29 protein-coding genes are annotated in these 25,177 nt (G+C 63.6%); 21 read left to right on the top strand and 8 right to left on the bottom strand.

The window, feature by feature from the left end; translation table 11 throughout:
* Positions 1 to 33: 33 nt before the first annotated feature.
* Positions 34 to 453, bottom strand: coding sequence for a hypothetical protein (locus tag AC5E6W_RS02095; RefSeq protein WP_491750604.1), 420 nt, complete (start codon positions 451 to 453; stop codon positions 34 to 36).
* A 276-nt stretch (positions 454 to 729) separates the two neighbouring features.
* On the opposite strand from AC5E6W_RS02095, the gene AC5E6W_RS02090 reads away from it, so the two are divergent.
* The 3 genes from AC5E6W_RS02090 (at position 730) to AC5E6W_RS02080 (ending at position 2,946) form a co-directional block, all read left to right on the top strand.
* On the top strand, positions 730 to 1,194 hold the full coding sequence (locus AC5E6W_RS02090) for a DinB family protein (RefSeq protein WP_491750603.1): 465 nt from the start codon (positions 730 to 732) through the stop codon (positions 1,192 to 1,194).
* A gap of 154 nt (positions 1,195 to 1,348) precedes the next feature.
* Positions 1,349 to 2,389: a PLP-dependent cysteine synthase family protein gene (locus AC5E6W_RS02085; protein ID WP_491750602.1), complete on the top strand. Its 1,041-nt coding sequence runs from the start codon at positions 1,349 to 1,351 to the stop codon at positions 2,387 to 2,389.
* Positions 2,390 to 2,496: 107 nt separating this feature from the next.
* Complete coding sequence (locus AC5E6W_RS02080; protein ID WP_491750601.1) at positions 2,497 to 2,946, top strand: M67 family metallopeptidase; 450 nt, start codon at positions 2,497 to 2,499, stop codon at positions 2,944 to 2,946.
* A 33-nt stretch (positions 2,947 to 2,979) separates the two neighbouring features.
* On the opposite strand, the gene AC5E6W_RS02075 is transcribed toward AC5E6W_RS02080, so the two are convergent.
* Together AC5E6W_RS02075 and hemQ are read right to left on the bottom strand one after the other, a co-directional pair.
* Complete coding sequence (locus tag AC5E6W_RS02075) at positions 2,980 to 3,417, bottom strand: cupin domain-containing protein (protein ID WP_491750600.1); 438 nt, start codon at positions 3,415 to 3,417, stop codon at positions 2,980 to 2,982.
* 145 nt (positions 3,418 to 3,562) lie between these two features.
* Complete coding sequence (hemQ, locus tag AC5E6W_RS02070; protein WP_491750599.1) at positions 3,563 to 4,411, bottom strand: hydrogen peroxide-dependent heme synthase; 849 nt, start codon at positions 4,409 to 4,411, stop codon at positions 3,563 to 3,565.
* 174 nt (positions 4,412 to 4,585) lie between these two features.
* Here hemQ and AC5E6W_RS02065 point away from each other — a divergent pair, with 174 nt between their 5' ends.
* Positions 4,586 to 5,245, top strand: coding sequence for a phosphatase PAP2 family protein (locus tag AC5E6W_RS02065; protein ID WP_491750598.1), 660 nt, complete (start codon positions 4,586 to 4,588; stop codon positions 5,243 to 5,245).
* Between the two features lie 18 nt (positions 5,246 to 5,263).
* Here AC5E6W_RS02065 and AC5E6W_RS02060 read toward each other — a convergent pair whose 3' ends face one another.
* The 3 genes from AC5E6W_RS02060 to AC5E6W_RS02050 form a co-directional block, all read right to left on the bottom strand.
* Entirely contained in the window at positions 5,264 to 5,725 is a 462-nt protein-coding gene (locus AC5E6W_RS02060) for a hypothetical protein (RefSeq protein WP_491750597.1), read from the bottom strand.
* 24 nt (positions 5,726 to 5,749) lie between these two features.
* Entirely contained in the window at positions 5,750 to 6,454 is a 705-nt protein-coding gene (locus tag AC5E6W_RS02055; protein WP_491750596.1) for a Dyp-type peroxidase, read from the bottom strand.
* A gap of 244 nt (positions 6,455 to 6,698) precedes the next feature.
* The gene (locus AC5E6W_RS02050) at positions 6,699 to 7,805 is read right to left on the bottom strand and encodes a TIGR03435 family protein (RefSeq protein WP_491750595.1); all 1,107 of its coding nucleotides are present in this window, start codon (positions 7,803 to 7,805) and stop codon (positions 6,699 to 6,701) included.
* Positions 7,806 to 8,001: 196 nt separating this feature from the next.
* On the opposite strand from AC5E6W_RS02050, the gene AC5E6W_RS02045 reads away from it, so the two are divergent.
* The 8 genes from AC5E6W_RS02045 to AC5E6W_RS02010 all read left to right on the top strand — a co-directional run bounded on the left by AC5E6W_RS02045 (position 8,002) and on the right by AC5E6W_RS02010 (position 15,005).
* Positions 8,002 to 8,283 (top strand): MoaD/ThiS family protein, encoded by a 282-nt coding sequence (locus tag AC5E6W_RS02045; protein WP_491750594.1) that lies wholly within the window; start codon positions 8,002 to 8,004, stop codon positions 8,281 to 8,283.
* Between the two features lie 22 nt (positions 8,284 to 8,305).
* Entirely contained in the window at positions 8,306 to 8,596 is a 291-nt protein-coding gene (locus AC5E6W_RS02040) for a hypothetical protein (protein ID WP_491750593.1), read from the top strand.
* 149 nt (positions 8,597 to 8,745) lie between these two features.
* Positions 8,746 to 8,997 (top strand): type II toxin-antitoxin system RelE family toxin, encoded by a 252-nt coding sequence (locus AC5E6W_RS02035; RefSeq protein ID WP_491750592.1) that lies wholly within the window; start codon positions 8,746 to 8,748, stop codon positions 8,995 to 8,997.
* 50 nt (positions 8,998 to 9,047) lie between these two features.
* Positions 9,048 to 10,289: a molybdopterin-synthase adenylyltransferase MoeB gene (gene moeB / locus AC5E6W_RS02030; RefSeq protein ID WP_491750591.1), complete on the top strand. Its 1,242-nt coding sequence runs from the start codon at positions 9,048 to 9,050 to the stop codon at positions 10,287 to 10,289.
* 120 nt (positions 10,290 to 10,409) lie between these two features.
* Positions 10,410 to 10,919: a YybH family protein gene (locus AC5E6W_RS02025; RefSeq protein ID WP_491750590.1), complete on the top strand. Its 510-nt coding sequence runs from the start codon at positions 10,410 to 10,412 to the stop codon at positions 10,917 to 10,919.
* Between the two features lie 196 nt (positions 10,920 to 11,115).
* Positions 11,116 to 12,330, top strand: coding sequence for a sensor histidine kinase (locus tag AC5E6W_RS02020; protein WP_491750589.1), 1,215 nt, complete (start codon positions 11,116 to 11,118; stop codon positions 12,328 to 12,330).
* 198 nt (positions 12,331 to 12,528) lie between these two features.
* On the top strand, positions 12,529 to 13,734 hold the full coding sequence (locus tag AC5E6W_RS02015; protein WP_491750588.1) for an ATP-binding protein: 1,206 nt from the start codon (positions 12,529 to 12,531) through the stop codon (positions 13,732 to 13,734).
* A 62-nt stretch (positions 13,735 to 13,796) separates the two neighbouring features.
* Positions 13,797 to 15,005 carry an ATP-binding protein gene (locus AC5E6W_RS02010; RefSeq protein ID WP_491750587.1) on the top strand — a complete coding sequence of 403 codons (1,209 nt, stop codon included), beginning with the start codon at positions 13,797 to 13,799 and terminating at the stop codon, positions 15,003 to 15,005.
* Positions 15,006 to 15,204: 199 nt separating this feature from the next.
* Here the strand turns inward: AC5E6W_RS02010 and AC5E6W_RS02005 are convergent, their stop codons facing one another.
* Positions 15,205 to 16,506 carry a homoserine dehydrogenase gene (locus AC5E6W_RS02005; RefSeq protein ID WP_491750586.1) on the bottom strand — a complete coding sequence of 434 codons (1,302 nt, stop codon included), beginning with the start codon at positions 16,504 to 16,506 and terminating at the stop codon, positions 15,205 to 15,207.
* 13 nt (positions 16,507 to 16,519) lie between these two features.
* On the bottom strand, positions 16,520 to 16,993 hold the full coding sequence (locus AC5E6W_RS02000; RefSeq protein WP_491750585.1) for a nucleoside deaminase: 474 nt from the start codon (positions 16,991 to 16,993) through the stop codon (positions 16,520 to 16,522).
* Between the two features lie 101 nt (positions 16,994 to 17,094).
* On the opposite strand from AC5E6W_RS02000, the gene allB reads away from it, so the two are divergent.
* From allB to AC5E6W_RS01955, 9 genes are all read left to right on the top strand, one after another.
* A complete protein-coding gene (allB, locus tag AC5E6W_RS01995; RefSeq protein ID WP_491750584.1) occupies positions 17,095 to 18,594 on the top strand; it encodes an allantoinase AllB in 1,500 nt (499 codons plus the stop codon).
* A complete protein-coding gene (gene uraD, locus AC5E6W_RS01990; RefSeq protein WP_491750583.1) occupies positions 18,591 to 19,196 on the top strand; it encodes a 2-oxo-4-hydroxy-4-carboxy-5-ureidoimidazoline decarboxylase in 606 nt (201 codons plus the stop codon). Before allB ends, uraD begins: the two co-directional genes overlap by 4 nt.
* A gap of 43 nt (positions 19,197 to 19,239) precedes the next feature.
* Positions 19,240 to 19,587, top strand: a complete 348-nt coding sequence (gene uraH, locus AC5E6W_RS01985) for a hydroxyisourate hydrolase (RefSeq protein ID WP_491750582.1) — start codon at positions 19,240 to 19,242, stop codon at positions 19,585 to 19,587.
* 3 nt (positions 19,588 to 19,590) lie between these two features.
* A complete protein-coding gene (gene pucL / locus AC5E6W_RS01980; RefSeq protein WP_491750581.1) occupies positions 19,591 to 20,448 on the top strand; it encodes a factor-independent urate hydroxylase in 858 nt (285 codons plus the stop codon).
* 292 nt (positions 20,449 to 20,740) lie between these two features.
* Entirely contained in the window at positions 20,741 to 21,997 is a 1,257-nt protein-coding gene (locus AC5E6W_RS01975; protein ID WP_491750580.1) for an allantoate amidohydrolase, read from the top strand.
* A 187-nt stretch (positions 21,998 to 22,184) separates the two neighbouring features.
* Positions 22,185 to 22,958, top strand: a complete 774-nt coding sequence (allE, locus tag AC5E6W_RS01970; RefSeq protein ID WP_491750579.1) for a (S)-ureidoglycine aminohydrolase — start codon at positions 22,185 to 22,187, stop codon at positions 22,956 to 22,958.
* A 41-nt stretch (positions 22,959 to 22,999) separates the two neighbouring features.
* Positions 23,000 to 23,263 carry a ribbon-helix-helix domain-containing protein gene (locus AC5E6W_RS01965; protein ID WP_491750578.1) on the top strand — a complete coding sequence of 88 codons (264 nt, stop codon included), beginning with the start codon at positions 23,000 to 23,002 and terminating at the stop codon, positions 23,261 to 23,263.
* Entirely contained in the window at positions 23,264 to 23,701 is a 438-nt protein-coding gene (locus AC5E6W_RS01960) for a type II toxin-antitoxin system VapC family toxin (RefSeq protein ID WP_491750577.1), read from the top strand.
* 2 nt (positions 23,702 to 23,703) lie between these two features.
* Positions 23,704 to 25,029, top strand: coding sequence for a M20 family metallo-hydrolase (locus AC5E6W_RS01955; protein ID WP_491750576.1), 1,326 nt, complete (start codon positions 23,704 to 23,706; stop codon positions 25,027 to 25,029).
* The last annotated feature ends 148 nt before the right edge of the window (positions 25,030 to 25,177 follow it).

The raw sequence follows: 25,177 nt of genomic DNA, 5'->3' as shown, positions 1-25,177 counted from the left end.
CCTGCGGCGTCAAATGTTTTGGAACGAAGCTCTCTACGCCCGCCCCTTCAGCCGGTCGTAGATGTACTTGTCGCTCGTCGTGCCCATCGCCTCGTTATAAAGCTCCTGGGCGCCGATCGCGTTCTTCAGCTCTTCATCGAACCTGTGCAGCGAGGTCAGCGCGTCCGCCGTCGCCGGGACCTCCAGCTTCGAGGTCTTGAAAAACTTCTGATACCCCCGGTCCGTCAAACGAGCAATCTCGCCGCCCAGTACCCACCCCGAGCGAGCCAGCAGACGCACCGGAGCGTCCTTCACTTCACTCGGCGCAATCTCCGCCGCACAGCCATACTTGCTCACACGTCGAGCACCAGCCACACGATTTGCACCTTCCGTGGCAGGTGAGACGTCAAATTTCTCATCGCCGAGGCGCGAGAGTACTTCGTCGAACGTAGGAACCGTTACGGTTCTAGCCATCGTGTCCAGACCTTCTGATTTTCACGCAGAGGCTTTACAAGCCCATTCCTGCATGAGACTCTAACCCAACTTTCGCACATCCATGTACTGCGCTTCAATGCACACCTTCCGCGCAGTGCACTCCAGAGTCGCCCTTTTGCCCGACCCAGCAGCATCTTCGCTGTACGTGCAACCCCGGGGAAGGAGTTCCATGGACGTTTTCCCTTAAAAGAAAGCGTCGCGGCGCACCCTTCCGGGATTCCCTACAACAGCGAAGTTGCTTAGGAGGATGTACCGATGCAGTCCCTTAGCCACAAGCTCCTCGCGCTCATTGACGCCGCCGCTCCGCAGCTCGCTGTGGTCGACGAATCCGTCAGCGCCTCACCCGTCCGCGCCGGTGGCTGGAGCCGCCGCCAGCTCCTCGGCCACCTCATCGACTCCGCCTCCAACAGCCACCAGCGCATCGTCCGCGCCAGCCTCCAGCGCGAGCTCAACTTCCCCGGCTACGACCAGAACGGCAACGTCCGCGTCCAGCAGTTCCAATCCGCCAGCTGGCCCCTGCTCGTCGACCTCTTCCTCGCCTACAACCGCTTCCTCGCCCACGTCATCGCCCACATCCCCGAAGGCAAACTCCAGACCGTCTGCAAGATCGGCGCCGAGATGCCCACCACCCTCGAGCACCTCGCGAAGGACTACGTCAAACACCTCGAGCACCACCTCAAGCTCATGGGCATCGAACCCAAACTCCCCGCCGCCGCCTGACCGACCCGAACCATCCGGGTGCCCCATGTCTCGATTCTGAGACGTGGGCGTGTCGCCGCCAATCCGGGTGCCCCACATCTCGACCTTGAGATGTGGGTCTCTGAAACTCGTAAGCGTGCTTCCATCCCACCCCTAAAATCATCCAAGAGACCACATGCCCTCGACGATGACCAACCCCGCGCTCTCGACGACCGACCTCAATCCCCTCGGCGTCTCCCTCCTCGACCGCATCGGCAACACTCCGCTGCTCCAGCTCGACGACCTCACGCGCCGCCTCAACGAGGGCAGCACCACCAAAGTTCGGATCTACGGCAAAGCCGAATGGGCCAACCCCGGCGGCTCCGTCAAGGACCGACCCGCGGGCTCCATCGTCCGAGCCGCCATCGCCGAGGGCAAACTCACCCCCGGCGCCTCCAGCGGACAGAAGGTCCTCCTCGACGCCACCAGCGGCAACACCGGCATCGCCTATGCCATGCTCGGCGCCGCCATGCACTTCCCCGTGCACCTCTGCATGCCCTCCAACGTCTCGCCCGAGCGCAAGCGCATCCTCAAGGCCTACGGCGCGGAGATCGTCTGGACCGACCCCGCCGACGGCTCCGACGGAGCCATCCGCAAAGCCCGCGAACTCTCTGCCTCTGATCCAGCTCGCTACTTCTACGCCGACCAGTACGGCAACGACAACAACTGGCTCGCCCACTACCGCACCACCGCCCCCGAGATCTGGCAGCAGACCGACGGCGCCATCACCCACTTCGTCGCCTCGCTCGGAACCTCCGGCACCTTCATGGGAACCACCCGCCGCCTGCGCGAGTTCAACCCCGCCATCCAGTGCCTCTCCATGCAGCCCGATTCGCCCTTCCATGGCCTCGAAGGCCTCAAGCACATGGCCACCGCCATCGTCCCGCCCATCTACGACGACAAGCTCGCCGACCGCGATATCCCCATGGCCACCGAGCGCGCCTACGCCATGGCCAAGTGGCTCGGCCGCAACGCCGGCCTGCTCATCGGCATCTCCGCCGCAGCCGCCTGCGCCGCCGCCCTCCAGGTCGCCGAAGAAGAAGCCGCCGCCGGCCGCGACGCCGTCATCGTCACCATCCTCTGCGACTCCGCCGACAAATACCTCAGCGAACACTTCTGGCAGGAAACCATCGCCGCCGACCAAGACCTCGAAGCCAAACTCGTCGCCCGCCACTGAATTTCCTCAAGCCTCCAGCCCGCAAAGCGGGCGACCTGACGACCTCATCGCTCTACAGCAATCGCTCCCGCCCATCTCAACACCGACCACAAGCCCCAGAGACCCGCATGAGCACCCTGAAGATCAGCAAACCCCTCTACGACCAGCTCCGCGCCCACGGCGAAGAGACCTACCCCAACGAGTGCTGCGGCATTATGCTCGGCAAAGCCAATGACGCCGCCCTCACCGTTCAGCAGTTGATCCGCGCCGGCAACACCCGCACCGACTCCGCCCACAACCGCTACCACATCGCCCCCCAGGAGCTCCTCAAAGCCCAGCGCGAAGCCCGCAACCAGGGCCTCGACATCGTAGGCTTCTACCACTCCCACCCCGACCACCCCGCCCAGTGGTCCATCACCGACTTCAACGAAGCCCACTGGTTCGGCTGCGCCTACGTCATCACCTCGGTAGACGGCGACAAATCAACCGGCACCGCCCAGATCACCAACAGCTTCCTCCTCACCGGCACCGGAGAAGAAGACAAAGCCTTCGCCAACCAATCCATCGAAGTCGCGTGACCCGAACGAATCCCGTCGAGGCACAAAGCCGAGCTATCGTTCCTGACCTGCCGCCGGGCCGTTCGGTTTCAACTCCACGCGAACCGCACGGTATTCGGAAGTGCCTCGGTTCTGAACCGCATGTGGCCCCTCAGGCTCCATCCATTCCGTCTTACCGGGCTTCCCCATCGGCACTTCGATCCGCTTCGCCTCAACCAACTTGCCATCGTGCTCGGAATACGCGATGTACGTGAGCGGCTGCGGCGATTCCACTCGCATCACGCTCGGCCACGCATGGGTGTGGACCGGCTCCGTCACGCCTGGCGGAATCGTCACCTGGAGTACGCGGACCTGGCTGTTTTCGAGCAGAACGGTATGGCTGGCGGGCGCGGCGATCACCGCATCCATGCGATCTTTCTGAACCCCTCCATCCACCGGGCTCAGGAGAGAAACCCCGAAAAGCAAGGCGCTGCCAAGGGCGAGATTGCGCATACGGCATACTACCCCAGTCCCTAGACGGCGTCTTGAGAAACGTCGTCCCACACCATCGGATGTACACCTTTGACCCCTAAAAAGCGGGGAAAACAAAGCCGCGCCCATCTACAGGGCGCGGCTGGATCCCAATCATCCCGAATCCCTACGCCAGCGTGCCGTCCAGCCACTGCCCGGCCTTCTCCGCCGGCACCCGCACGCTCAGGAAGAACTGCCCGAACGTCGCATACACCGCGCTCACCTTGTCGAAGCGCATCTCGTAGATCAGCTTCTTGAAGGTCAGTGGGTCTTCCGCGAACAGGTCCACGCCCCACTCCCAGTCATCCATCCCGATCGATCCGGTAATGATCTGCCGCACCGTCTCCGCGTAGCGCCGCCCCACCATGCCATGCTCGTGCATCATCACGCGCCGGTCGCTGATGGGCTCGGTGTACCAGTTCACCTGCTCGCCGCGCTTGCGATCCATTGGGTAGAAGCAGTTGTACTTCGCCGCCGGAATCGACGGATACAGTCGCGGCGTAAGTGCCGCCCGCGTACGCGACAAAGCATCCTCGACACCCGTGGCCCACTCCGGCGTCCCCGGCGTCAAACCCTTCGCCAGGAGTTCCCCATAGATCTTCTCCGAAGACTCGTACAGCCCCATCTCCACAATCGATACGTAAGAAGTCGTCTGCGTCAGGAACGCATTCATGCCCGTCTGGGCCAGCTCCAGCTCCACAGCATTCAACGCCTCAAAGGTGTCCCGAAAGTGGATCAGCAGCAGATCGCCCTTGTGCCCCAGCATCGAGAACAGTGCCGACTGGTTAGGCGGAACCGTGGGGTCACCAGGGTTGGGGCCTGTCTCCCAACGCGCCAGCAGCGATTCAAACTCACCTGCGATCGTCGCGCGCTCGGCCACGGGAAGCTTCTTCCACGCCGTCCAGTCAAAACGAAACATCTGGTGCAAAACGCTCGAACCTTCCAGCGTCAACGGAACCTGCGGCAACTCGGCCAAATCGCTATCCTCCACGTACCTTCCCATTATCACCGCGCCAGGGCCCCGGAAGCGTGACGTACGCCACGCCTATGTCCCACTCCGGACGGCCCCCTCCGCGCCGGCAACCGCACCATCAAGTCTCCCGAATCGAAACCAGTTGCGCCGCAGTCGCGCCGTGATACCTTCCGCCTGATGCGTTCCCTGCGAAAACGAAAGCTGTTCGGCGCCCTGCTGCTCGTCGGCTTCGCAGCCGCCCTGGTCACGACCTTCGGCCTGGTCGAACTCCACGACGAGATCCTGAAAGCCTCCTTTCAGCAGCGCGACCAGACGCTACAAAGCTGGGTGCACGGCTTTGCAAGGCCGTCCCTCACCGACATGATGCGTGGGTTCAGCTGGATCGGTTCACCCTTCGCCCTCACGCCCTCCGTGGCGCTCGCCGCCGGTCTGCTGTGGTGGCGCGGCCTCAAGGACGATGCTGTTCTCGTCGCCGCAGCCGCCCTCGGCGGAGTCGCACTGGACGAAGTGATGAAGCTGCACTTCAAGCGCCTCCGGCCCGACGTCCCCTGGGCCTTCGTACACGAGCAGAGCTTCTCGTTCCCCAGCGGACACTCGGTGCTCGCCATCGTCTTGTACGGCGTCATCGTCTACAAGACCCAGGACAAGCTGCACAGCAAATGGGCCAAGGCGACGCTCATGCTCGGAGCCCTCCTCATGGTGACCGGCATCGGTGTAAGCCGCGTCTATCTCGGCGTCCACTATCCAAGCGACGTCGCCGGAGGCTACTTTGTCGGCGCAGTCTGGCTCGCAGCCGTCATCGGCTCAGACCTGTGGGTCGAAGGACAGCCGATCTGACTCTCCCCTTCAAGCGGATCACGCCCCCGCCGGCCGCCGCGGTCGCTGCTTCGCCGACACCGACTTGATCACCACCGCATGCTTCCCCTTCGCCGGAAACGGTGCCTTCGCCACCTCGACAGCCGCCGCCATCATCTCCTTGATCGCCGGCAGGTCCAGATCGCCAGGCGAAGTCAGCACGATGTGCTTCGCCACGTTGCCACTCCCCTTCAGCAGCTTCTCCGGGTCAGGCACACCCTTCGCCTGCAGGAAGAACAAACTCACCCAGCGCGGATACACCGCAATCGAGAAGATCCCCGTCGACGTCTTCTCGCTCGGCGCAAACCCGATCGCCAGCGCGTTGTAGTTGTCGTACACCAGCTCCTGCGCCGTCGGATACCGCCGCCGCATCGCCTTCAGCACCGCACGAGTCATCGCCGCAACCTCCGGCGTGAACTTCGCGACAAAGCCCTCAAGCTCCCGCTCCGCTTCGCTCGGCATAAGTCTCCCTGCACCGACAGCAATCTATCGCAACCGCAGCAAACTCTCCACCGATGGCACAAAGTAATACGACCCCGTCAGCGGCTGCGTATACCGCGTCAGCGCATCGCGCTTGCCCGTCAGCTTGCCCGCCATGCTGTCCAGCATGTCCGCCAGCCGCTTCTGCTCCGCGCTGAAACCCACGAACATCGTGCCGTGGTTCTCCACCGTGCCATACGGCATGTTGCGCCGAAAGATGTTGCCGAACTTGTCCTGGTCCGTGCTCGCCACATGCGAGTCCGCAGGCTTGTTCTCCATCTCCACGCTGTCCGCCTTGGACCGCCCCATCACCAGTTCCTGCTTCTCTACCGGCAGAGCCTCCCAGGCCTTCACATCGTGCTTCCACTTCTGCAGCAACAGCACGCTTCCCGCCGCTCCCGGCGCTCCATCCGCAAGCAACGCATCCGCCGGAGCCTCCAGCAGCGTCGGGTTCTCCGAGCCGTCGACGAACCCCGTCAGATCCCGGTCATGCTTGTAAGGCCAGCTCGACGTCTCCTCGCCCAGCGTCGCCAGCCCTTCGAGATCGCCCAGCACCGACCGCGCCATGTCGAAGATCACGTCATACGCACTGCCCGAAAGCCACACCAGCGCATCATGCTGTGTCGCCGGCATCGCAAAGCTCTCCACTCCCTCAACCGGCGCGTTGAACCCCGCAACATCTTGCGGCGCATCCCCCCGGAGCCAGCGCACGCCATAGCTCCGGACGAAAGCCAATGACGAAGTTCACGCCACCAGTCGTCGTCCGCGGCTCGCGAATCGCAGAGATCTTCGCCGCAAACTCCTCCCGCTTCGCACCCTCCAATAAATCAAATTCAAGGTACGCATGCGACGACGTTCCCAGAGCAAAAATCCCAGCCTGTGGCGTATTCATTCGCAAAGTATATGAGAGCAATGCCACACCCATTTTCAGCTTCACGGCAATAAAAAATTGCCGCTAGTTTGGTGACGGCTGCTCCCCGTGGTCGATCACCAGCACTTGGAGCGGCTCTTTCTTCGGCGTCAGCTTCAGCCCCAGCGCATGCACTGCCCCCAGCATGGCATTCGGCAAAGCCTCTTCACCGGAGCTGCCATTCACCGCTTCCATCGGCAGCTTCACCGTGAAGTCGAACCGTCCCCCAACCCCGGTCTCGTCCACGATCTGCCGGTCTCGAATGAGGTTCATCAGGAAGTCGGCGAACTCCCCCATGCTGTAGTAGCTAAACTGCCCCTCGAACTGCCCATCGCTCGTTTGCCGAGCCGCCATCGTGCTGTGATAGCCCGTCACCGATAAATCGCTCTTCGTCACCAGTGACGAAGTCTTCTCCACCGTCATCGCATACACCGGAAACACCCTCTGCGTGGTGTGTGTCTTCAGGCCGAACCGCTCCACGAGCAGCTTCCGCAGCATTGACCGATACTGGTCCTCGCTGGGCTGTCCCGGCAGGTCAGGCTTCGCGGCGACATCGAAATGCATCTCGGTCATCCACCCCGTCGCTCCCTCAATCTGACGCGGTCGAAGCTTGTACGCCCAGCAAACTAAATCGACCAGACTCTGATTCACCGCCTTGAAACTACGCGTCCGCACGCCGTACCGCGCCATTCGCTGCTCAGGAGGCGTCGGCTTGATGGTCGCGACATCGAAGCTCGGATCCGCATCCGCGGCCATCGAGGCGTCTGCCATATAGTCCGGCTTCCACACCTCATCCGGAGCCGCCAGCGTAAGCTTCAACGGATAGCCCTGCTTACGCTCCGTCCACGTCCCCTCAATCGACTTGCCATCCGCGCTCAGCTTCCCCTTCAGGCTCACGCCAAGATAAATCTGCTCCGTCTCCACCATCGGCGGCGTGAAGCGGATGGATGTCATCGGCAGGACATTCGTGCCCGTTCCCGGCCGATAACTGCTCGCATGCAACGCCCCATTTTCGTCCTTCACGATCTTCAGCACGATGCGCTGCGCCTCCGTCGTGGGCAGAGTCCCCTGCCACGTGCCTGTAATCTCCTGCGCCAGCAGCACCGGTGCCGCGACCAATAGGCACGCACAGGCGACGAAGAGCTTCGGCATAGCGGTTCTCCTTCAGGCTGCGCCCTCGCGCGGGTCATGTTTTATGACAGATAGACGCCGGAATGCAGGGTTTGGCTTAACAATCTATCCGGATGCTCCCCCCTGCCCCTAACGCTCTGCCCCACGTCGTGAAGGACTGGCTGCGAACCCTCACCGCATCCCGCATCTCTCTCTTGCATCTCTTAGAATGAGGACAATGAAGATCCACATCCCCACCCCGCTCCGCGCCTACACGGACAAGCTCGAGACCGTCGAGGTCGATGGCCCCACCGTGGACGCCGCGCTCAAGGCGCTGGTCACGGCGTACCCCGCCCTCCAGCAGCACCTTTACTCCGCGGACGGCAAGCTGCGCAGCTTCGTCAACGTCTATCTCAACGACGAAGATGTCCGCTACCTCCCCGCGAAGGAAGGCACCGCAACCTCCGAGAACGACGAACTCACCATCATCCCTTCCATCGCCGGCGGCTGTTGTCGCTAAAATAGAGCTTGGGAGGCTGGATATGACTTCGACTGCGGCTAAAGCACATGAGCTGATTGATCGCATCCCTGTGGATCGCCTTCCCGCGCTTGTCGACATCATGGAGATGCTTGTTCCTGCTCAGGATGCGTCTACGACGGATATCACGTATGAAGATGAGCTGATCGGCGACGAAGAGAACGCTCAGGCAGCCTCTGCCAAAGGTCCATGGTTTGCCATGGAAGACATCATGTCTGAGATGGGCATCACGCAGGCCGATCTCGACCGTGTCGGGCAAGCAGCTGCGACTGCCGCCAAGGCTGACTCTCACTGAAGTGCGCTGCTTGACTTGACAGAGGGACGTTCTCGCGATGTACTGAGGATGAGATTCGCTCTTCCCTCGCTAACGCGAGATCCGAAAGCGCCTCAGCAGAAACACGCTGAGGCGCTTTCGTGCGTTGAGGCGAGAAACGGGGATTTCAAGTGTCGCAACAAATACTATTTAGTGACGCAGCAAGAGCTCAGCTCCGCAACCTCGATAGAGAAAAGGCCATGCGGATCTTTGAGGCCTTGGATCGCCTCCGAACATCAGGCCATGGAGACATCAAGAAGCTGCAAGGATACGAACCTCCTGAATACCGCCTACGGGTTGGCGAGTATCGCGTTCGGTACCGTCTTGAGGACGGCATCTACCGCATTGTCGCCGTGACGACACGCGGCAACGCCTACCGCTAAGTCCGAATCCTTACCTCTACCTCAGCATCTTTCCGAACATAGGAATTTCCATGGCAGCTACCCTCGAACATCCCGCCACCCTTCCCGCCCTCACCAACGAGGAGATCGCCCGCTACTCCCGCCACCTCATCCTCCCCGAGGTCGGCCTCGAGGGCCAGCAGAAGCTCAAAGCCGCGAAGGTCCTCTGCGTCGGCACCGGTGGCCTCGGCGCGCCGCTCGCTCTCTACCTCACCGCCGCCGGAGTAGGCACCATCGGCCTTGTCGATTTCGACGTCGTCGACGAATCCAACCTCCAGCGCCAGATCATTCACTCCCAGTCCACCGTCGGCCAGCTCAAGGTGGACTCGGCCGAGATCATGCTCAAGGGCCTCAACAAGAACGTCAACGTGGTCAAGCACAACACCATGCTGACGTCCGCCAACGCCCTCGAGATCTTCAAGGACTACGACGTCATCGCCGACGGCACCGACAACTTCCAGACCCGCTACCTCGTCAACGACGCCTGCGTCCTCACCGGCAAGCCCAACGCCTACGGCTCCATCTTCCGCTTCGAAGGCCAGGCCTCCGTCTTCGCCACCGAGGAAGGTCCCTGCTACCGCTGCCTCTATCCCGAGCCGCCGCCTCCGGGCCTCGTGCCCAGCTGCGCTGAAGGCGGAGTCCTCGGCATCCTGCCCGGCCTCGTCGGCGTCATCCAGGCCACTGAGGTCATCAAGCTCATCCTCGGCATCGGCGAGCCCCTCATCGGCCGCCTGCTCCTGGTCGACGCCCTCGGCATGAGCTTCCGCACCCTCAAGCTCCGCAAAAATCCCGACTGCCCCGCCTGCGGCACCCACGAGATCAAGGAGCTCATCGACTACGACCAGTTCTGCGGCATCGAGAAGCCCAAGGACGCCACCGGCCCGCTCGAGGTCAGCTCGCACGGCATCACCCCGCAAGGAGAAAACATGATTGACGGCATCCCCCAGATCACCGTAGAGGAATACAAGGCGCGCCTCGACGCCGCGGAGCAGACGGGTGCAGCCAAACCCTTCCTCCTCGACGTCCGCGAGCCCCACGAGTACCAGATCGTCCAGATGGGCGGCCAGCTGCTCCCCGTCGGCCAAATCGAGTCCGGCCAGGCCGCGCCCTCCGTCTCCAAGGACACCGAGATCATCACCCAGTGCAAGTCCGGAGGCCGCTCCCAGCGCGCCGCGTTAGCCCTGAAGGCGCAAGGATTTACCAACGTCAAGAACCTCGCCGGCGGCATCACCGCCTGGGCCGACCGCATCGACAAGTCCCTCCCCAAGTACTAGCGGTCACGCCGACCAACGGGAGGCCCAAGCGAAGCGACAAAAAGGTGCGAAGCACCCGCCCCACGCGCAGTGGGAGTCTCCCAACAAAGCCCGGGTCCCGTCTTTGGGACCCGGGTTTCGTTGGGACCCGAATTTCTTCTGGACCAGTGCTACAACAAACCCATGCTCGCCGCCGCCGCCCTCACTGCCCTCGCGCTGCTCCTCCCCGCCATTGCCCTCCTCGACCACGGCTCCGATGACGAAGCCGCCATCCGCCGCGCCCGCGCTAACTCCAATCGCGCCATCGCCAGGCGCAACCTCCTCGGCGTCGCCGACTCCCTCGCCGAGGACTACGTCGCCGTCATCGGCAACGGAAGCTTCGTCTCCTCGAAGAAGGAGTACCTCAGCCTCTTCAAGCAGGACTTCGACAGCGGCAGCCAGCGCCTCATCTACGATCGCGTCATCGACAAGGTTGAGCTCAACGCCGCACAGGGCCTCGCTGCCGAGCACGGCCACTGGATCGGCCGCCGCGAAGACGGCTCGACGGCAGCCTCCGGAACCTACCTCGCCATGTGGCGTCACTCCCCCGAGGGTTGGAAGATCCGCTCCGAGCTCTTCGTGACGCTAGATTTTATTGGCGCACAGCGCTGAAGAAGTCCTAAATCCATCATCCATTCACCCGGATTGGGGCAAATTGTGCCTCGCAACCTTTTTGGGATCAGCATCTTTCGGTCCCATCGACAGGAAATTGACCATCTTGATTCCCGGATATATCGTAACGCTACCAAAGTAACGGGGGGCGGTCTTCGCTTCGCCATACACTGACCGTGTTTGCGCAGGAGTTACGATGACCAGCTCGCATGAAACTGTCGAGTCGCTGCGCGGGGCCTTTCCATCTCTTGATCTGCCCGCGTTTGAGATCTTGTGTTCCACAGCCCGTCTGCTCCTCCAGGACGGTGATCCAGACACCCTCTGCCAGGCGGTCTTTGCAACGCTGCGCGACTCCCACAGCGTCGACATCTACTTCCATTACCTGGTGACGATGGACGGCAAACGCCTCCGGCTTGCCTCCGCCGGAGGAAGCCAGGAGCTGCGCGATGCCATCGGCAGCCACCTGGAGTTTGGCTCCGCCGAATGCGACGCCGTCGCGATGCAGCGGCAGAGCCTCTGCATCTCTTCCGCGCTGGACCACTCCGACGGAATGATGGAGTCCCTCCGGAGCGTTGGAGCTCGCTACTATGCCTGCTACCCGCTGCGGACAAATGGCCGGCCGCTGGGAACACTCTCCTTCGGCAGCACCACGCGCAACAGATTTGAGCAGCGGGAGCTCGATCTCTTCGCGCTGATTGCCGAGCAGGTTACGTTGGCCACAGAGCGCCGCCGCCAGATCGGACAACTCCAGGAGCTGGAGCGCCTTGCATCCGCCGGCCGGATGAGCGCTACCCTCGCCCACGAGATCAACAATCCCCTGCACTGCCTGCAGAGCTGCCTGGAGGAGTTGAGCGGCGAGGTCGGCTCCCCGGAAGCAAAGAGACTGCTCGAGACGGCCAGCCGCCAGACGGATCACCTGTCAGACATCACCCAGCGCGCGCTGCAGATGTTTCGCGGCGTCCAGGCGACCGCCGTGCGCTGCGATCTTAGCGGCCTCGTGCAGGAACTCGTGCTCGACGCCCGCCTCCCCAGGCACGCTCGCCTCGTCTCCGCCATCGAACCCGCGCTCTGGGTCTATGCCGTGCCCGGCGAGCTACGGCAGGTCATCTTCAACCTCCTCCTCAACGCCGCGCAATTCTCACCGGCAGGGCGCGAGGTCCGGCTCGACCTCCGCCGCGCCACAACAACTGCCGAGATCCGCGTCACCGACCAGGGACCCGGCATCCTGGCCGCCGCCCACGACCGCATCTTCCAGCCCTTCTTCACTACCCGCGGAAGCGAAGGCACCGGCATCGGCCTGTGGGCTTCCCGCGAGATGGTCCGCCGTATCGGCGGCGACATGAGCTTCAGCTCCGATCCCGAGCATGCCCCCGGCGCGGCGTTCGTCGTCAGCCTGCCACTGGCCGCCTGACTCCCCTGGCCGGCGGCCATGTCGTCGTCGTCGACAACGGTAGCTGCTTCTCCCCTCGAGACTTCTGCGCCCGCGGTTGCCGATCCGAAATGAAACTCGGACGGCAACCAGACAGAAACCACAACGAAGGAGCCAGCCCAAAGCGAGGGCGCCACCCCCTAGACTGGGTCTGTGCCACTAGGACCAGGGGCCCATCCGTTGCAAGAAACCGTAGAGTCTATCCGCAGTGGTATTCGTCCGCTTGATCCTCTTGCCTTTGAAGTCCTGGGCTCGACGGCCCGCCTGCTGCTCCAGGACGGCGACCCGGACACGCTCTGCCAGGCCGTCTTCGCGATCCTCCGCGACTCGCACAGCATCGACGTCTACATCCACTATCTTGTGACCGCCAACGGCAAGCAGCTCCAACTCGCTTCCGCCGGAGGCAGTAACGCAGTCCGTGAGGCCATCGGAACCTCCGTCGACTTCGGCTCCGCGGTGTGCGGCACCGTCGCGGTCCGTCAGAAGAGCCTCTATTTCTGCTGCCTGCCAGAGCGGACCGACCGCCTGACAGAGTCCATTCGCGGCTTTGGCGCGCGTTGCTATGCGTGCTATCCACTCCAGGCAAACGGCCGGCTGCTGGGCACACTCTCCTTTGGCAGTACCGTTCGAGACGGCTTTGACCAGGGAGAGCTCGATCTCTTCGCGCTCGTCACCGAGCAGGTGACCCTCGCCACCGAGCGCCGCCGCCAGATCGAACAGCTCCAGCAGCTGGAGCGGCTGGCCTCGGCCGGCCGCATGAGCGCAACCCTCGCTCACGAGATCAACAACCCCCTGCACTGCCTCCACAACTGCCTCGAGGAGCTGAGCGGAGAGGTCGGTTCCCCGGAAGCGAAGAGGTTGGTCGAGATGGCCAGCCGTCAGGCAGACCACCTGGCAGGCATCGCCGAGCGCGCGCTGCAGATGTTTCGCGGCGGCCACACCACTGCGGTGCGCTGCGACCTGAGCGCCCTTGCGCACGAGCTTTTGCTCGACGCCCGCCTTCCTGGGCACGCGCGCCTCGTCTCCACCATCGAACCTTCGCTCTGGGTCTATGCCGTGCCCGGAGAGCTCCGACAGGTCATCTTCAACCTTCTCCTCAACGCCGCGCAATTTACGCCGGCAGGGCGCGAGGTCCGGCTCGACCTCCGCCGCGCCACAACGACCGCCGAGATTCGCGTCACCGACCAGGGCCCAGGCATCCCTACCACCGCCCACGACAGCATCTTCGAGCCCTTCTTCACCACCCGAGGCAGTGAAGGCACCGGCATCGGCCTCTGGGCTTCGCGCGAGATGGTGCGCCGCATCGGCGGCGATATGAGCTTCCATTCAGACCCGGAGCATGCCCCCGGCACTGCGTTCGTCGTCAGCCTGCCGCTGGCCGCCTGAGCCCATTTCGGTCTTCCCGAGATACACTTTCCCTGTATCCCTATCGGGAGCGGTCCCGTTTTGTGCCTCAACCACGATACGCAGCGCCCAGTTCCCTCATCGAGGCGCCACCCCCGCAGTTTGAAAGCCTGCTCAGCGCGACCGCCCACGTCTTGCTGCAGGACACCGACGTCGACGTGCTCTGTCAGCGTGTCTTCGAGGCCATCCGCGGCCCGCTCCAGCTCGACGTCTACTTCCACTACCTCGTCAGCGAAGACGGGGCGCACCTCGAACTGGCCTCCTCGGGCGGAAATCCGGCCGTGCGCGATGCCCTCGGCACCACACTGGAGTTCGGTGAAGCCATCTGCGGCGCCGTAGCCCAGACCTGCAAACCGATGAACGCTACCCACGTGCTGGCCAGCAACGATCCGAAGACCATGCTCATCCGCAGCTTCGGCATCCGCTGCTACTCCTGCAAGCCGCTCATCGTCCACCGCCGCATCGCAGGCACGCTCTCTTTTGGAAGCACCCGCCGCGATGAGTTCTCTCCCGATGAGATCGACCTCTTCCGCCTCATCGCCAAACAGGTTACCCTCGCCACCGAGCGCCGCCTCCAGAACGCCCGTTTGCGCGAGATGGAGCGCCTCGCCACCGTAGGCCGCATGAGCGCCACGCTCGCCCACGAGATCAACAACCCGCTCGAGACCCTTCACAACATCCTCTTCCTGCTCCGCGACACCGTACACGACGAACACGCCGTCGAGATGCTGACCCGCGCCGAAGAACAAGTAGCGCGGCTCGCCGAGATCTCTCGCCGCACCCTCGATCTCTTCCGCGGCCGCCGCCAGCCGCCCCACCGTGTGGACCTTAGCCAGCTCCTGCGCGAGCTCTGCGCAGAACTTCATCTGCCCTCAGCCACTCGCCTCGAGACCTCGCTCGAGGATTCCCTCTGCGTCGATGTCGTCCCCGGCGAAATTCGCCAGGTGCTCTTCAACCTCATCCTCAACGCAGCGTACTTTTCTCCCGAGGGCCAGCCCGTCACGCTGACGTTGAAGACCTCCGGCGACTTCGCCGAGATCCGCATCCGCGACGAAGGCGAAGGCATCTCCGAGGAGACCCGCCGGCACCTCTTTCAGCCCTTCTACACCACCCGCAGCGACGGCGGAACCGGCGTTGGCCTCTGGGTCTCCCGCGAGATGGTCGAACGCGCCCAGGGAACGCTCTCCTTCGAGTCCCACCCCGAGGTTCGCCCTGGCACCGTCTTCATCATTCGCCTGCCCCTCGCCCACTGACCCAAATCATCCGTCATTTCGGCCGCAGGCCACGCCGACCCCGGAAGGATGTGTCATTTCGACCGGAGCAGAATGGTTTCATCGTCCTGCGTAGCGCAGAAACCTGCTTCTACGTGGCACGAACGGCAGGTCACGTCTTCAGACGTGACATTACGGCATCTGCAAGCATGCGGCTTCAGCCGCTGAGGTACACACCCGCCTAATCCGGATCGTCCACCACCAGGATCCGCATCACCACCGGCGGATCATGCATGAAGTCCAGCTTCGTCATCTCCGTCACCGCGCGCTCCAGCGTGGAGCTCAAACACGGCTCCGTCGTCACCACGAACGGCAACCGCTCGCTCGCATGCCCATGGTGCTGCAGGATCGCGTCGATGTTGATGTCTTCCTTCGCCAGCGCGCCCGCAATCGCGGCCACGATGCCCGGCTTATCCTTGACGACGAACCGCAGGTAGAACGGCGACGTCACATCGCCCGACACCTTCAGCTTGTGCGCCGGCATCCGCACCTTGGTCGAGCCCTTCGCCACCGCGATCACATCGCTCAGCACCGCCACCGCCGTCGGATGCCCACCCGCGCCATGCCCGCTGAACACCACATCGCCGCCAAACCGCCCACTCGTCACCACCATGTTCTGCGTGCCATGCGACCACGCAATCGGCGACGTCTTCGGCACCAGCGCTGGCCCTACCGCCGCACGAATCGTATCGCCATCGATCTCCGCACGAGCCACCTGCCGGATCGTGCAGCCCAGTTCCTTCGCATACGCAAAATCAATCGCGGCCACATGCGAGATCGTCTGCGCCGGAACCTCGTCCGGATTCACCTCGGCCCGCAGCGCAATCCGCGCCAGCACACACAGCTTCGCCCGCGCATCGAACCCATCCACATCCGCCGACGGATTCGCCTCCGCATAGCCCAGCCGCTGCGCTTCCTTCAGCACCTCGCCATAGTCCGCGCCGCCCTCCATGGAGCTGAGGATGAAGTTGCACGTCCCGTTCACAATGCCGCTGATGCGCCGGATGAGGTCCCCGCTGAGCCCCTGCGCCATGCCCGGAATCACCGGCACACCGCCCGCCACCGCCGCGTTATACAGCAGCTGAACACCCTTCTGCGCCGCCAGCTCGAACAGCGAAGCTCCGCGATACGCAATCAGCTGCTTGTTCGCCGAAACCACATGCTTGCCCGCTTCAAGCGCCGTGCGCAGCCAGCCCTCGATGGGATCGATCCCGCCCATCAGCTCGACCACCACATCCACATCGCTCGCCGTCAGCACCTCGTCGACGTTCTCCGTCCACTGCGCCTCCGACGGAACAAACTTCGCCTTCGCGTGGGCCTTCTTGCGCTCCACCCCACGGTTGAACACCCGCGTGATCACGATCTCCGACCCCGCATCGTCCAGCCGCTCGCGATGCGCCGCCAACACCTCGGCAAACGAACTCCCCACCGTGCCGAAGCCCAGCAGCCCTACACGCAACATCTTGTTTGCTTCTCCTGCCATCACAACTCCAACCTCAATACTCCACGCGAAACGCGCTCTTCGACCACTCCGCAAAGCTTTCCCACGCCTCATCCCCCAGCATGTTCACAATGGGGATGCTGCGCTGGTCGAGCGGCTTCTTCACCTCTTCATACAGAAACGAATCGTCAAAGCCGGCGCGCGCCGCATCGGCAGCGTCATTGCCGTAATAGATCGCCCGGCAGCGCGACCAGTACAACGCCGCCAGGCACATCGGGCACGGCTCGCAGCTCGTGTACACATCGCAGCCCGTCAGCTGAAACGTCCCCAGCGCCGTGCACGCATTGCGGATCGCGGTCACCTCGGCATGCGCCGTCGGATCGTTGTTCGCCGTCACCTGGTTGCTGCCGGTCGCAATCACCTTGCCGTCCTTCACGACCACACAACCAAACGGCCCGCCGCGGCCGCTCACGACGTTCTCCGTCGCCAGCCGAATGGCCTCACGCATAAACTCTGGGTTACCGTTCATCTCTCGCAGTCTTTCCTCACAACGAACAACTCGCAACTGGCTCTTCACTACTCACTACTCACTACTTCACTACTCACTGTCTTCCTGCTTTAATCAGCTTCATGGTACACGCTCTGCGTTCGCGTCGCGTCGTCACACCACACGGTGAACTCGACGCAATCGTCGTCATCGAAGACGGCCTCATCACCGGCGTGCACCCCACTTCGCATCTCGAATCTCGCATCTCGAATCTGCCCACCGAAGACCTCGGCAACCTCGCGCTGCTGCCGGGCCTCGTCGACATCCACACCCACATCAACGAGCCCGGCCGCACCGAGTGGGAAGGCTTCGCCACCGCCACCCGCGCCGCGGCCGCCGGTGGCTTCACCACCCTCGTCGATATGCCCCTCAACTGCCTTCCCGAAACCATCGACGAAGAAGCCCTCGAGCTCAAGCGCGATGCCGCTTTCCGCGGCGGCAACGGAGCCACCAACCAGTGCCTCGTCGATCTCGCCTTCTGGGGAGGAGCCGTCGATGGCAACCAGGATGAGATCGAGCCCCTTGCCCTCGCTGGCGTCGCCGGCTACAAGTGCTTCCTCATCTATCCCGGCTGCGATGGCTTCACCGAGATCGATCGCGCCAATCTCGAACTCGCTATCCCACACATCGCGAAGACCCGCCTGCCGCTCTTGGTACACGCCGAGCTGGCGCCCGCGATCGACGCCGCCGTAAAGCACCTCAACGAGACTGGCGCCGACTGGCGCAGTTACTCCACCTATCTCGCCTCACGTCCCGACGAAGCTGAGCTCGATGCCATCGCCATGCTGCTCGACCTCTGCCACACGTATCGCTTCCGCCTGCACATCGTGCATCTGTCTACAGCCAAGGCCCTGCCCATGCTGCAGGCAGCACGCCTCGAAGGCCTTCCCGTCACCGTCGAGACCTGCCCGCACTATCTCCACTGCGCCGCCGAAGACATCCCTGACGGAGCCACGCTCTTCAAGTGCGCTCCGCCTATCCGCTCCTCAGCCAATCGCGATCTCCTCTGGCACGCCCTCGAATCGGGCCTCATCGACATGATCGCCACCGACCACTCGCCCTGCCCGCCCCACATGAAGCGTTTGGCGCCCGCAGCCAACGATCCTTCTTCTTTGTCATCCTTCCGCGAAGCGGGAGGACCCGCTTCTCTACCACCATCGCCCACACCCGGCATCGAATACGGCCGCTTCGACGAAGCCTGGGGAGGCATCCCTTCCCTCTCCACCGCACTCTCCGTGCTTTGGACCGACTGCCTCGCGCGCAATATCCCACTCACCAGCCTCGCGCAATGGACCGCCGCAGCTCCCGCAAAGTTAGCCGGCCTCAATGCCTGGGCAGGTTCCATCGAACCCGGCAAGCATGCGAATCTAGTCGCCTTCGATGCCGACGCGAGCTTCACCCTCACGCCCGACCTGCTGCACTACCGCCACCCCATCTCCCCCTACATGGGAGAGACCCTGCGCGGCGTCGTCCGCTCCACCTGGCTGCGCGGCCAGCGCATCTTCGACAATCGTGGCGCCCTGCCCGTGTTTCCCATCACAGCGTTCGGGCGAGAGTACACTCTAGACTCGCTCCACACATGATCAACGAACCAACTGCCGCAGTGACCCATCGCACCGGTCCCTTGCCGTTCTCTTCCTCCCCTTTGCCGTTCTCGTCCATCATGACTGCTCTCAATCCAACCCTCGAAGCCTTCAACAGCATGACGCCTGCCGAAGCCATGATGGCCATCCTGCCCTGCAACGGCTCGCGCGCCTGGGCCGAAGGCATGGCCGCAGCCCGTCCCTTTCACACCGCGAGCGCTCTCTTCGCCGCCGCCGACAAGGTGTGGTGGGCTCTCCCCGCGCACGACTGGCAGCAGGCCTTCGACTCGCATCCCCGCATCGGCGAAAAGCTCGCCATGCATGCCACCAAGCAGAGCCTCGAGTGGTCCGCCGGCGAACAAGCAGCCGCCATGCCCGACCAGCAGATGCAGGCCACACTCTCTGAGGGCAATCGCGAGTACGAACAAAAGTTCGGCCGCATCTTCATCGTCTGCGCCACCGGCAAAAACGCCCCCGAGATGATCGAAGCGATCCAACGCCGCCTTCACAACGATCCCGAAACCGAGCTCAAAGAAACCGCCGAACAACAGAGCCAGATCACCCAGATCCGCCTCCGCAAATGGCTCGGCCCCCTAGCGTAACGCGCCTTTCTTCACTACTCACTACTCACTACTCACTACCTCTATGGGACTATCAACTCACATCCTCGATACCCACCTCGGCAAACCCGCGCCCAACGTCGAAATTCATCTCTATCGCTGGAAGGATGATGTGGCAGGCGGGTCGTGGGAAAGCATCGGCTCCGGCCGCACCGATGCCGACGGCCGCTGCAAGACACTACTCGGCGACCGTCCATTGCAGGCCCTCGACTACAAGCTCCGTTTCCTAACCGCCGTCTACTTCGCCGATCAGAAGATCGAAAGCCTCTACCCCGACATCGAGATCGCCTTCACCGTCCGCGACCCGACGCAGCATCATCACATCCCCCTGCTGCTCACCGCCAACGGCTACACCACCTATCGAGGAAGCTGAACGATGGCCCGCCTGATCACTGACCGCTACGGAAAATCCCGCGTCCGCCTCATGCGCGTCACACGCCATGACAGCCACCATGACGTAGACGAGTGGAACGTCCAGGTCCTCCTCTCCGGCGACTTCGAAACCGCGCACACCCTCGGCGACAACTCCCAGATCCTGCCGACCGACACCATGAAGAACACCGTCTACTTCATCGCGCGCAAATCCACCGCCACGAGCATGGAAGACTACGCGAAGGAACTCGTCGACTTCCTCCTCGGCCGCAATCCGCAGGTCTCCGGAGCCGAGTGCATCATCGAGTCCGCGCTGTGGAAGCGTATGACAGTCGCCGGCAAGCCGCACCCCACCGCCTTCATGCGTGGCAGCGACGAAAAGCAGATCACCATCGTCGACCGCAAGCAAGGCGGAGCATTCTCCATCGTCAGCGGCCTCGATAACCTCACCGTCATGAAGACCGCGCAGTCCGGCTTCGTCGGCTACATCAAGGACGAGCTCACCACGCTGCCTCCCACCACCGACCGCCTCTTCGCCACCGCGATGCGCGGCCTCTGGACCTACACGCCCGAAGCCATCAGCGCTGCCATCGACTTCAACAAGGTCCGCACCCACCTCCGCGAAGCCATGCTCTCCACCTTCGCCGACCACGAGTCGCTCAGCGTGCAGCAGACCCTCTACGCCATGGGCGAAGCCGCCCTCGCGCACACCGACCTCATCAGCCAGGTCTCGCTGCGCATGCCCAACAAACACCAGCTTCTCGTCGACCTCTCCCGCTTCGGCCTCGACAACCCCAACCACATCTTCGTCCCCACCGACGAGCCCCACGGCACCATCGAAGCCACCATCGCCCGGGCGTAGCGTCGACGATCCGGGTGCCCTGGGTCCCTCAAGGGGACCCGGGCTAATCAGCGCACGCGTCCCACCGCCAGCCACAACCCCGCCGTCATCCTGAGCCACAGGCGAAGGACCCCCGCATTGGTCCTCGCATTGATGTCCGAGGCCGGGTGCCCCACGTCTCGACTCTGAGACGTGGGCTTGCAGGATGCCAATCCCTGCCAACCTGAATACCTCGCACCTCTACAGCCACCCGCCTATCTCACAAAGTCGCTGCTCGGATAACCTCTCGCCCCACACGTACAATCGTCACGACATGGCGAACGCTGCATCGACACAAACCACCACCCGCGCCGCTAAAATCATCTCCCGCTGCCGCGAACTGGCCCGCATCACTGACGTCCCCGGCGAGACCACACGCCTCTTCCTCTCACCCGCCACACGCGACGCGCACACCCTCCTCAGCTGGTGGATGCGCCAGGCCGGCCTCGACTCGCGCACCGACGACGCCGGCAATCTCCGCGCCGTGCGCCGCTCCGCCAACCCGGACGCCCCCACGCTCGCAATCTTCTCGCACATCGACACCGTGCCCAACGCCGGAGCCTTCGACGGCCCGCTCGGCGTCCTCCTCGGCCTCGCCGCCATCGAAGAGCTCGGCGCCACCCCGCTGCCCTTCCATCTCGAAATCATCGCCTTCGCCGAAGAAGAAGGCGCACGCTTCGGCTTCCCGTTCCTCTCTTCACTCGCCGCCGTAGGCCAGCTCGATCCCGCACTGCTCGAGCGTACCGACAAGCAAGGCATCTCCGTCGCCGAAGCCATCCGAGCCTTCGGCCTTGACCCCGCCCGCATCCCCGAGACCTGCCCCCTTGCTCCAGGCGTCTTTGCGGCAATAGAGGTCCACATCGAACAAGGCCCCGTCCTCGAGAAGGAAGACGCTTCCCTCGCCGTCGTCGAAACCATCGTCGGCCAGTCCCGCTTCGAGCTCACCTTCGACGGCCAGGCCAACCACGCCGGCACCACCCCCATGTCCATGCGGCGCGATGCTTTGGTGGCATCGGCCCAGTGGATCGTCGAGGTCGAGCACTACGCCGCCAGCTACAAGCAGCTCGTCGCCACCGTCGGCCGCATCGACGCTTACCCCGGCGCCGTCAACATCGTCCCCGCCAAGGTCCACGCCACGCTAGACGTACGCCATCCCAAGGACGAATCCCGCCACGCCGCCGTCGCCCACCTGCTCACCAAGGCCGAGGCCGCAGGCAAACTTCGCGGCGTCAAGGTCAGCGTCAAGGCCCTCGCCGAGCAGAAGGCCGTCAACCTGGATCGCGCCCTCACCGTCGCTCTCCATCGCGCCGCCGAGCGCGCCGGCTACGACGCCGAGCCCATGTACTCCGGCGCCGGCCACGACGCCATGATCCTCGCCCCCCACGTGCCCACCGCCATGCTCTTCGTCCGCTCCCCCAACGGCCTAAGCCACCATCCCGACGAAACTGTCCGCGAAGAAGACGTAGAAGCCGCACTCGCCACACTGCTCAACCTGCTAGTCCACCTGCATCCGCATAACAGCGGTGAATAGTGAATAGTGAAGTAAGGCTCGCCACACCGCGACTCATAACTCGCAACGGAACACACAACTCAACATTAGCAACTGGCAACTGGCAACTGAAACGTACAACATACAACGCGGAGCCGTCTGCGGCCCTTGACTCCCGCCTTACTTCACTATTCACTATTCACTCTTCCGCACGACTCACCACCCACTCATGAACCAACTAGGCCACACCCGCAGCGCCAACCGGCGCGACCATCTCTTCCTCACTCCGGACACCTTCATCCGCACGCCCCTCCCTGGCCTCACCGATGGCGCAGCCATCATCCACGTCGCCCCGCAAACGGGGGCCGGCTTCACCCAGATGACCATTGAACTCGAGCCCGGAGGCACGCTCACCGAAGGCCCCACGCAGCGGCTGATGTACGTCCTCGAAGGCTCGCTCGCGCTCTCCGAACCCGAGAGCGCCTCGCCGCACAAGCTCACCGTCGGCAGCTTCGCCTTCTGCCCGGAAGGCTACGAGCACATGCTCACCGCCGACACCAGGGCCCGCGTCGCCATCATCGAAAAACCCTTCCAGCCGCTCCCCATCGAGCACTCCAAACTCCTTGCCGCCCGCGGCGAGCAGGAACTCCCCTGGTTCTTCACCGGCCACGAGCCCGACCTCACCGGCACGCCCCTCAACGGCGACCCCGACCTCCAGGTCCGCTCCCTCATGCCCGCGTCCCTCGCCTTCGACTTCGCCTGCAACACCATGGAGTACCAACCCGGCGCCGCGCTCTCCCAGGTCGAGGTCCACTACATGGAGCACGGCCTCCTCATGCTCGAAGGCGGAGGCATCTACCGCCTCGGCGACGCGTGGTACCCCACCCAGGCCGGCGACTTCATCTGGATGGCCACCTACTGCCCCCAATGGTTTGGAGCCCTGGGCAAGGCCCCTGCGAAGTACCTCATCTACAAAGATTTCAATCGCCACACTTTGGCCTAGCTCCGTTGACGCGGGCCTTGGCCTTCCCCATACTGAACTGCATGAGCCTGACACTCACCCCCGAGCAGGAAGCCGCGCTCGAACAAACCGTTCGTGCGGGCCGCTATGCCTCTCCGGAGGAGGCGCTTGCGGCGGCTATCGATGACCTACTCGACCACGTTCCAGGGTCGCCCGCAATGACCGCGCGCCTCGCCAAGGTGCGCACGAAGAATCTCGTAGACCTCTTCCGCGACTCTCCATTCGTCAACTCGGGCATCGATCTGGACGCCGATAAAGCACCTTGGCGCGAAGTCAACTTCGACTAGATGTATCTCCTCGATACCAACGTGCTCTCGGAACTCGAGCGTCCGCATGCCGATCCGCAGGTCCTCTCATGGCTGCGGTCGATCCCTCAGGATCTGCTCTATGTCAGCGCGATCACACTCGCCGAATTGATTCGCGGAGTCCAAAGCCACAAAGATCCTCAACGGCGCTTAAAGCTTCAGCGCTGGCTCGATGTCGAGGTTCGATCATGGCTCGATGAGGGAATTCTCCCCGTCACGGTTGACGTTGCCGAAGCTGCGGGAATGCTTAGCGCGCAACGCAGTCTCTCCGGTCGCCCCCTATCGTTCCAGGACTCCCTCATCGCGGCAACGGCCGTGCGCCACAGCTTTGTCATGGTGACTCGCAATGAGCGTGACTTCACCTCCCTTGGCCTGCGCATCCTCAATCCCTGGACCGAAACTGAGCCTCGACAGATCTGACCATGACCCTCCCCATCAACACCGACCGCCTTCTCCGCGAGCTCCACCACCTCGCCACCATCACCGACTGCCCGCCCACCACGGATAAGTCCCTCCCCGAGCCCACCCAGGCCGTCACCCGCATCGTCTTCACCCCCCGCGACCTCGAAGCCCGCGCCTGGCTGACCTCCCTCGCCGAAGCCGCAGGCTTCACCGTCAAAGCCGACGCTGTCGGCAACACCTTCATCCGCTGGCAAGGCTCCGAGCCCTCGCTCGGCGTCATCGGCACCGGCTCCCACATCGACGCCATCCCCCACTCCGGCATGTACGACGGCACGGTCGGTGTCCTCGGCGGCCTCGAAGCCCTGCGCGCGCTCAAAGAATCCGGCTTCGAGCCCCGCCGCACCCTCGAGCTCCTCCTGCTCACCAGCGAAGAGCCCACCCGCTTCGGCATCGGCTGCCTCGGCTCACGCCTCCTCGGCGGCGCGCTCGATCCCCACACCGCCGACGCCCTCCGCGACCGCCTCCCCGACGCCGAGCCCGGAGCGCCTGAAGGCCTTACCCTCCACGACGTCCGCACCGCCGCCGGCTTCACCGGGTCCCTCGCCGCCGTCCAGCTCGCCCCCAACTACTACCACGCCTGGGTCGAGCTCCACATCGAGCAAGGCCCGCTCCTAGAGCGCGATGGAATCGACCTCGGCATCGTGACCGCGATCGCAGCACCGGCTAGTTACAGGTACGAAATAGCAGGCTTCGGCGGCCACGCCGGCGCTCTCCTCATGCCCGACCGCCGCGATGCCCTCTGCGCCGCCTCCGAGCTCGTCCTCTCCATCGAACGCCACACCCTCGCCGCCAACGCAACAGCCAAAGCCGCGGGCCAACCCGGCGTAGACTCCGTTGCCACCGTCGGCTCGCTGCTCATCCATCCCGGCAACGTCAACGCTGTGCCCTCGCGCGTCACCATGATGCTCGACATCCGCGACACCGACGTCGCCCACCGCAATGCCACCATGGACGCCGTCCGCGCCGACATCCGCGACATCCAGCAGCGTCGCGGCGTCACCATCACCGAAGCCCTCATCAACGCCGACGAGCCCGCCCACTCCAGCGAATCCATCGTCGCCACCCTCGAAGCCGTCTGCGAGGCTGAAGGCGCCAGCTACCGCAAGATGGTCTCCCGCGCCTATCACGACTCCACCTTCATCGCCCAGATCGCGCCCATCGCCATGCTCTTCATCCCCTGCCGCAACGGCGTCTCTCATCGCCCCGACGAGTACGCCACCCCCGAAGCCATCGAGCGAGGCACCCGCGTCCTCGCCCTCACCCTCGCCCGCCTCGCCAACGAGTAGCTTCCGGCAGCGTGCCCACCGCGAACCCGGGTGGCCCATCCTTTCACGGCTCCATTGTTCAGTCTCATGACATGCTTTACGGGTTGTTATCAGGACATCCTTTACAGGTCGAGTTTGATCTGGGGGTGTTGGGATGCCGTGGAGGCAA

This window comes from Bryocella sp. (assembly GCF_058498515.1).
The sequence above is the reverse complement of the archived record's forward strand: the minus strand, read 5'-3'. Positions and strand labels throughout refer to the sequence as shown.

Coding starts and splice junctions, on each gene's coding strand:
- AC5E6W_RS02095 (WP_491750604.1), bottom strand. CDS start 453: ATGGCTAGAACCGTAACGGTTCCTACGTTCGACGAAGTACTCTCGCGC.
- AC5E6W_RS02090 (WP_491750603.1), top strand. CDS start 730: ATGCAGTCCCTTAGCCACAAGCTCCTCGCGCTCATTGACGCCGCCGCT.
- AC5E6W_RS02085 (WP_491750602.1), top strand. CDS start 1,349: ATGCCCTCGACGATGACCAACCCCGCGCTCTCGACGACCGACCTCAAT.
- AC5E6W_RS02080 (WP_491750601.1), top strand. CDS start 2,497: ATGAGCACCCTGAAGATCAGCAAACCCCTCTACGACCAGCTCCGCGCC.
- AC5E6W_RS02075 (WP_491750600.1), bottom strand. CDS start 3,417: ATGCGCAATCTCGCCCTTGGCAGCGCCTTGCTTTTCGGGGTTTCTCTC.
- AC5E6W_RS02065 (WP_491750598.1), top strand. CDS start 4,586: ATGCGTTCCCTGCGAAAACGAAAGCTGTTCGGCGCCCTGCTGCTCGTC.
- AC5E6W_RS02060 (WP_491750597.1), bottom strand. CDS start 5,725: ATGCCGAGCGAAGCGGAGCGGGAGCTTGAGGGCTTTGTCGCGAAGTTC.
- AC5E6W_RS02050 (WP_491750595.1), bottom strand. CDS start 7,805: ATGCCGAAGCTCTTCGTCGCCTGTGCGTGCCTATTGGTCGCGGCACCG.
- AC5E6W_RS02045 (WP_491750594.1), top strand. CDS start 8,002: ATGAAGATCCACATCCCCACCCCGCTCCGCGCCTACACGGACAAGCTC.
- AC5E6W_RS02040 (WP_491750593.1), top strand. CDS start 8,306: ATGACTTCGACTGCGGCTAAAGCACATGAGCTGATTGATCGCATCCCT.
- moeB (WP_491750591.1), top strand. CDS start 9,048: ATGGCAGCTACCCTCGAACATCCCGCCACCCTTCCCGCCCTCACCAAC.
- AC5E6W_RS02020 (WP_491750589.1), top strand. CDS start 11,116: ATGACCAGCTCGCATGAAACTGTCGAGTCGCTGCGCGGGGCCTTTCCA.
- AC5E6W_RS02005 (WP_491750586.1), bottom strand. CDS start 16,506: ATGGCAGGAGAAGCAAACAAGATGTTGCGTGTAGGGCTGCTGGGCTTC.
- AC5E6W_RS02000 (WP_491750585.1), bottom strand. CDS start 16,993: ATGAACGGTAACCCAGAGTTTATGCGTGAGGCCATTCGGCTGGCGACG.
- allB (WP_491750584.1), top strand. CDS start 17,095: ATGGTACACGCTCTGCGTTCGCGTCGCGTCGTCACACCACACGGTGAA.
- uraD (WP_491750583.1), top strand. CDS start 18,591: ATGATCAACGAACCAACTGCCGCAGTGACCCATCGCACCGGTCCCTTG.
- uraH (WP_491750582.1), top strand. CDS start 19,240: ATGGGACTATCAACTCACATCCTCGATACCCACCTCGGCAAACCCGCG.
- pucL (WP_491750581.1), top strand. CDS start 19,591: ATGGCCCGCCTGATCACTGACCGCTACGGAAAATCCCGCGTCCGCCTC.
- AC5E6W_RS01975 (WP_491750580.1), top strand. CDS start 20,741: ATGGCGAACGCTGCATCGACACAAACCACCACCCGCGCCGCTAAAATC.
- allE (WP_491750579.1), top strand. CDS start 22,185: ATGAACCAACTAGGCCACACCCGCAGCGCCAACCGGCGCGACCATCTC.
- AC5E6W_RS01965 (WP_491750578.1), top strand. CDS start 23,000: ATGAGCCTGACACTCACCCCCGAGCAGGAAGCCGCGCTCGAACAAACC.
- AC5E6W_RS01960 (WP_491750577.1), top strand. CDS start 23,264: ATGTATCTCCTCGATACCAACGTGCTCTCGGAACTCGAGCGTCCGCAT.
- AC5E6W_RS01955 (WP_491750576.1), top strand. CDS start 23,704: ATGACCCTCCCCATCAACACCGACCGCCTTCTCCGCGAGCTCCACCAC.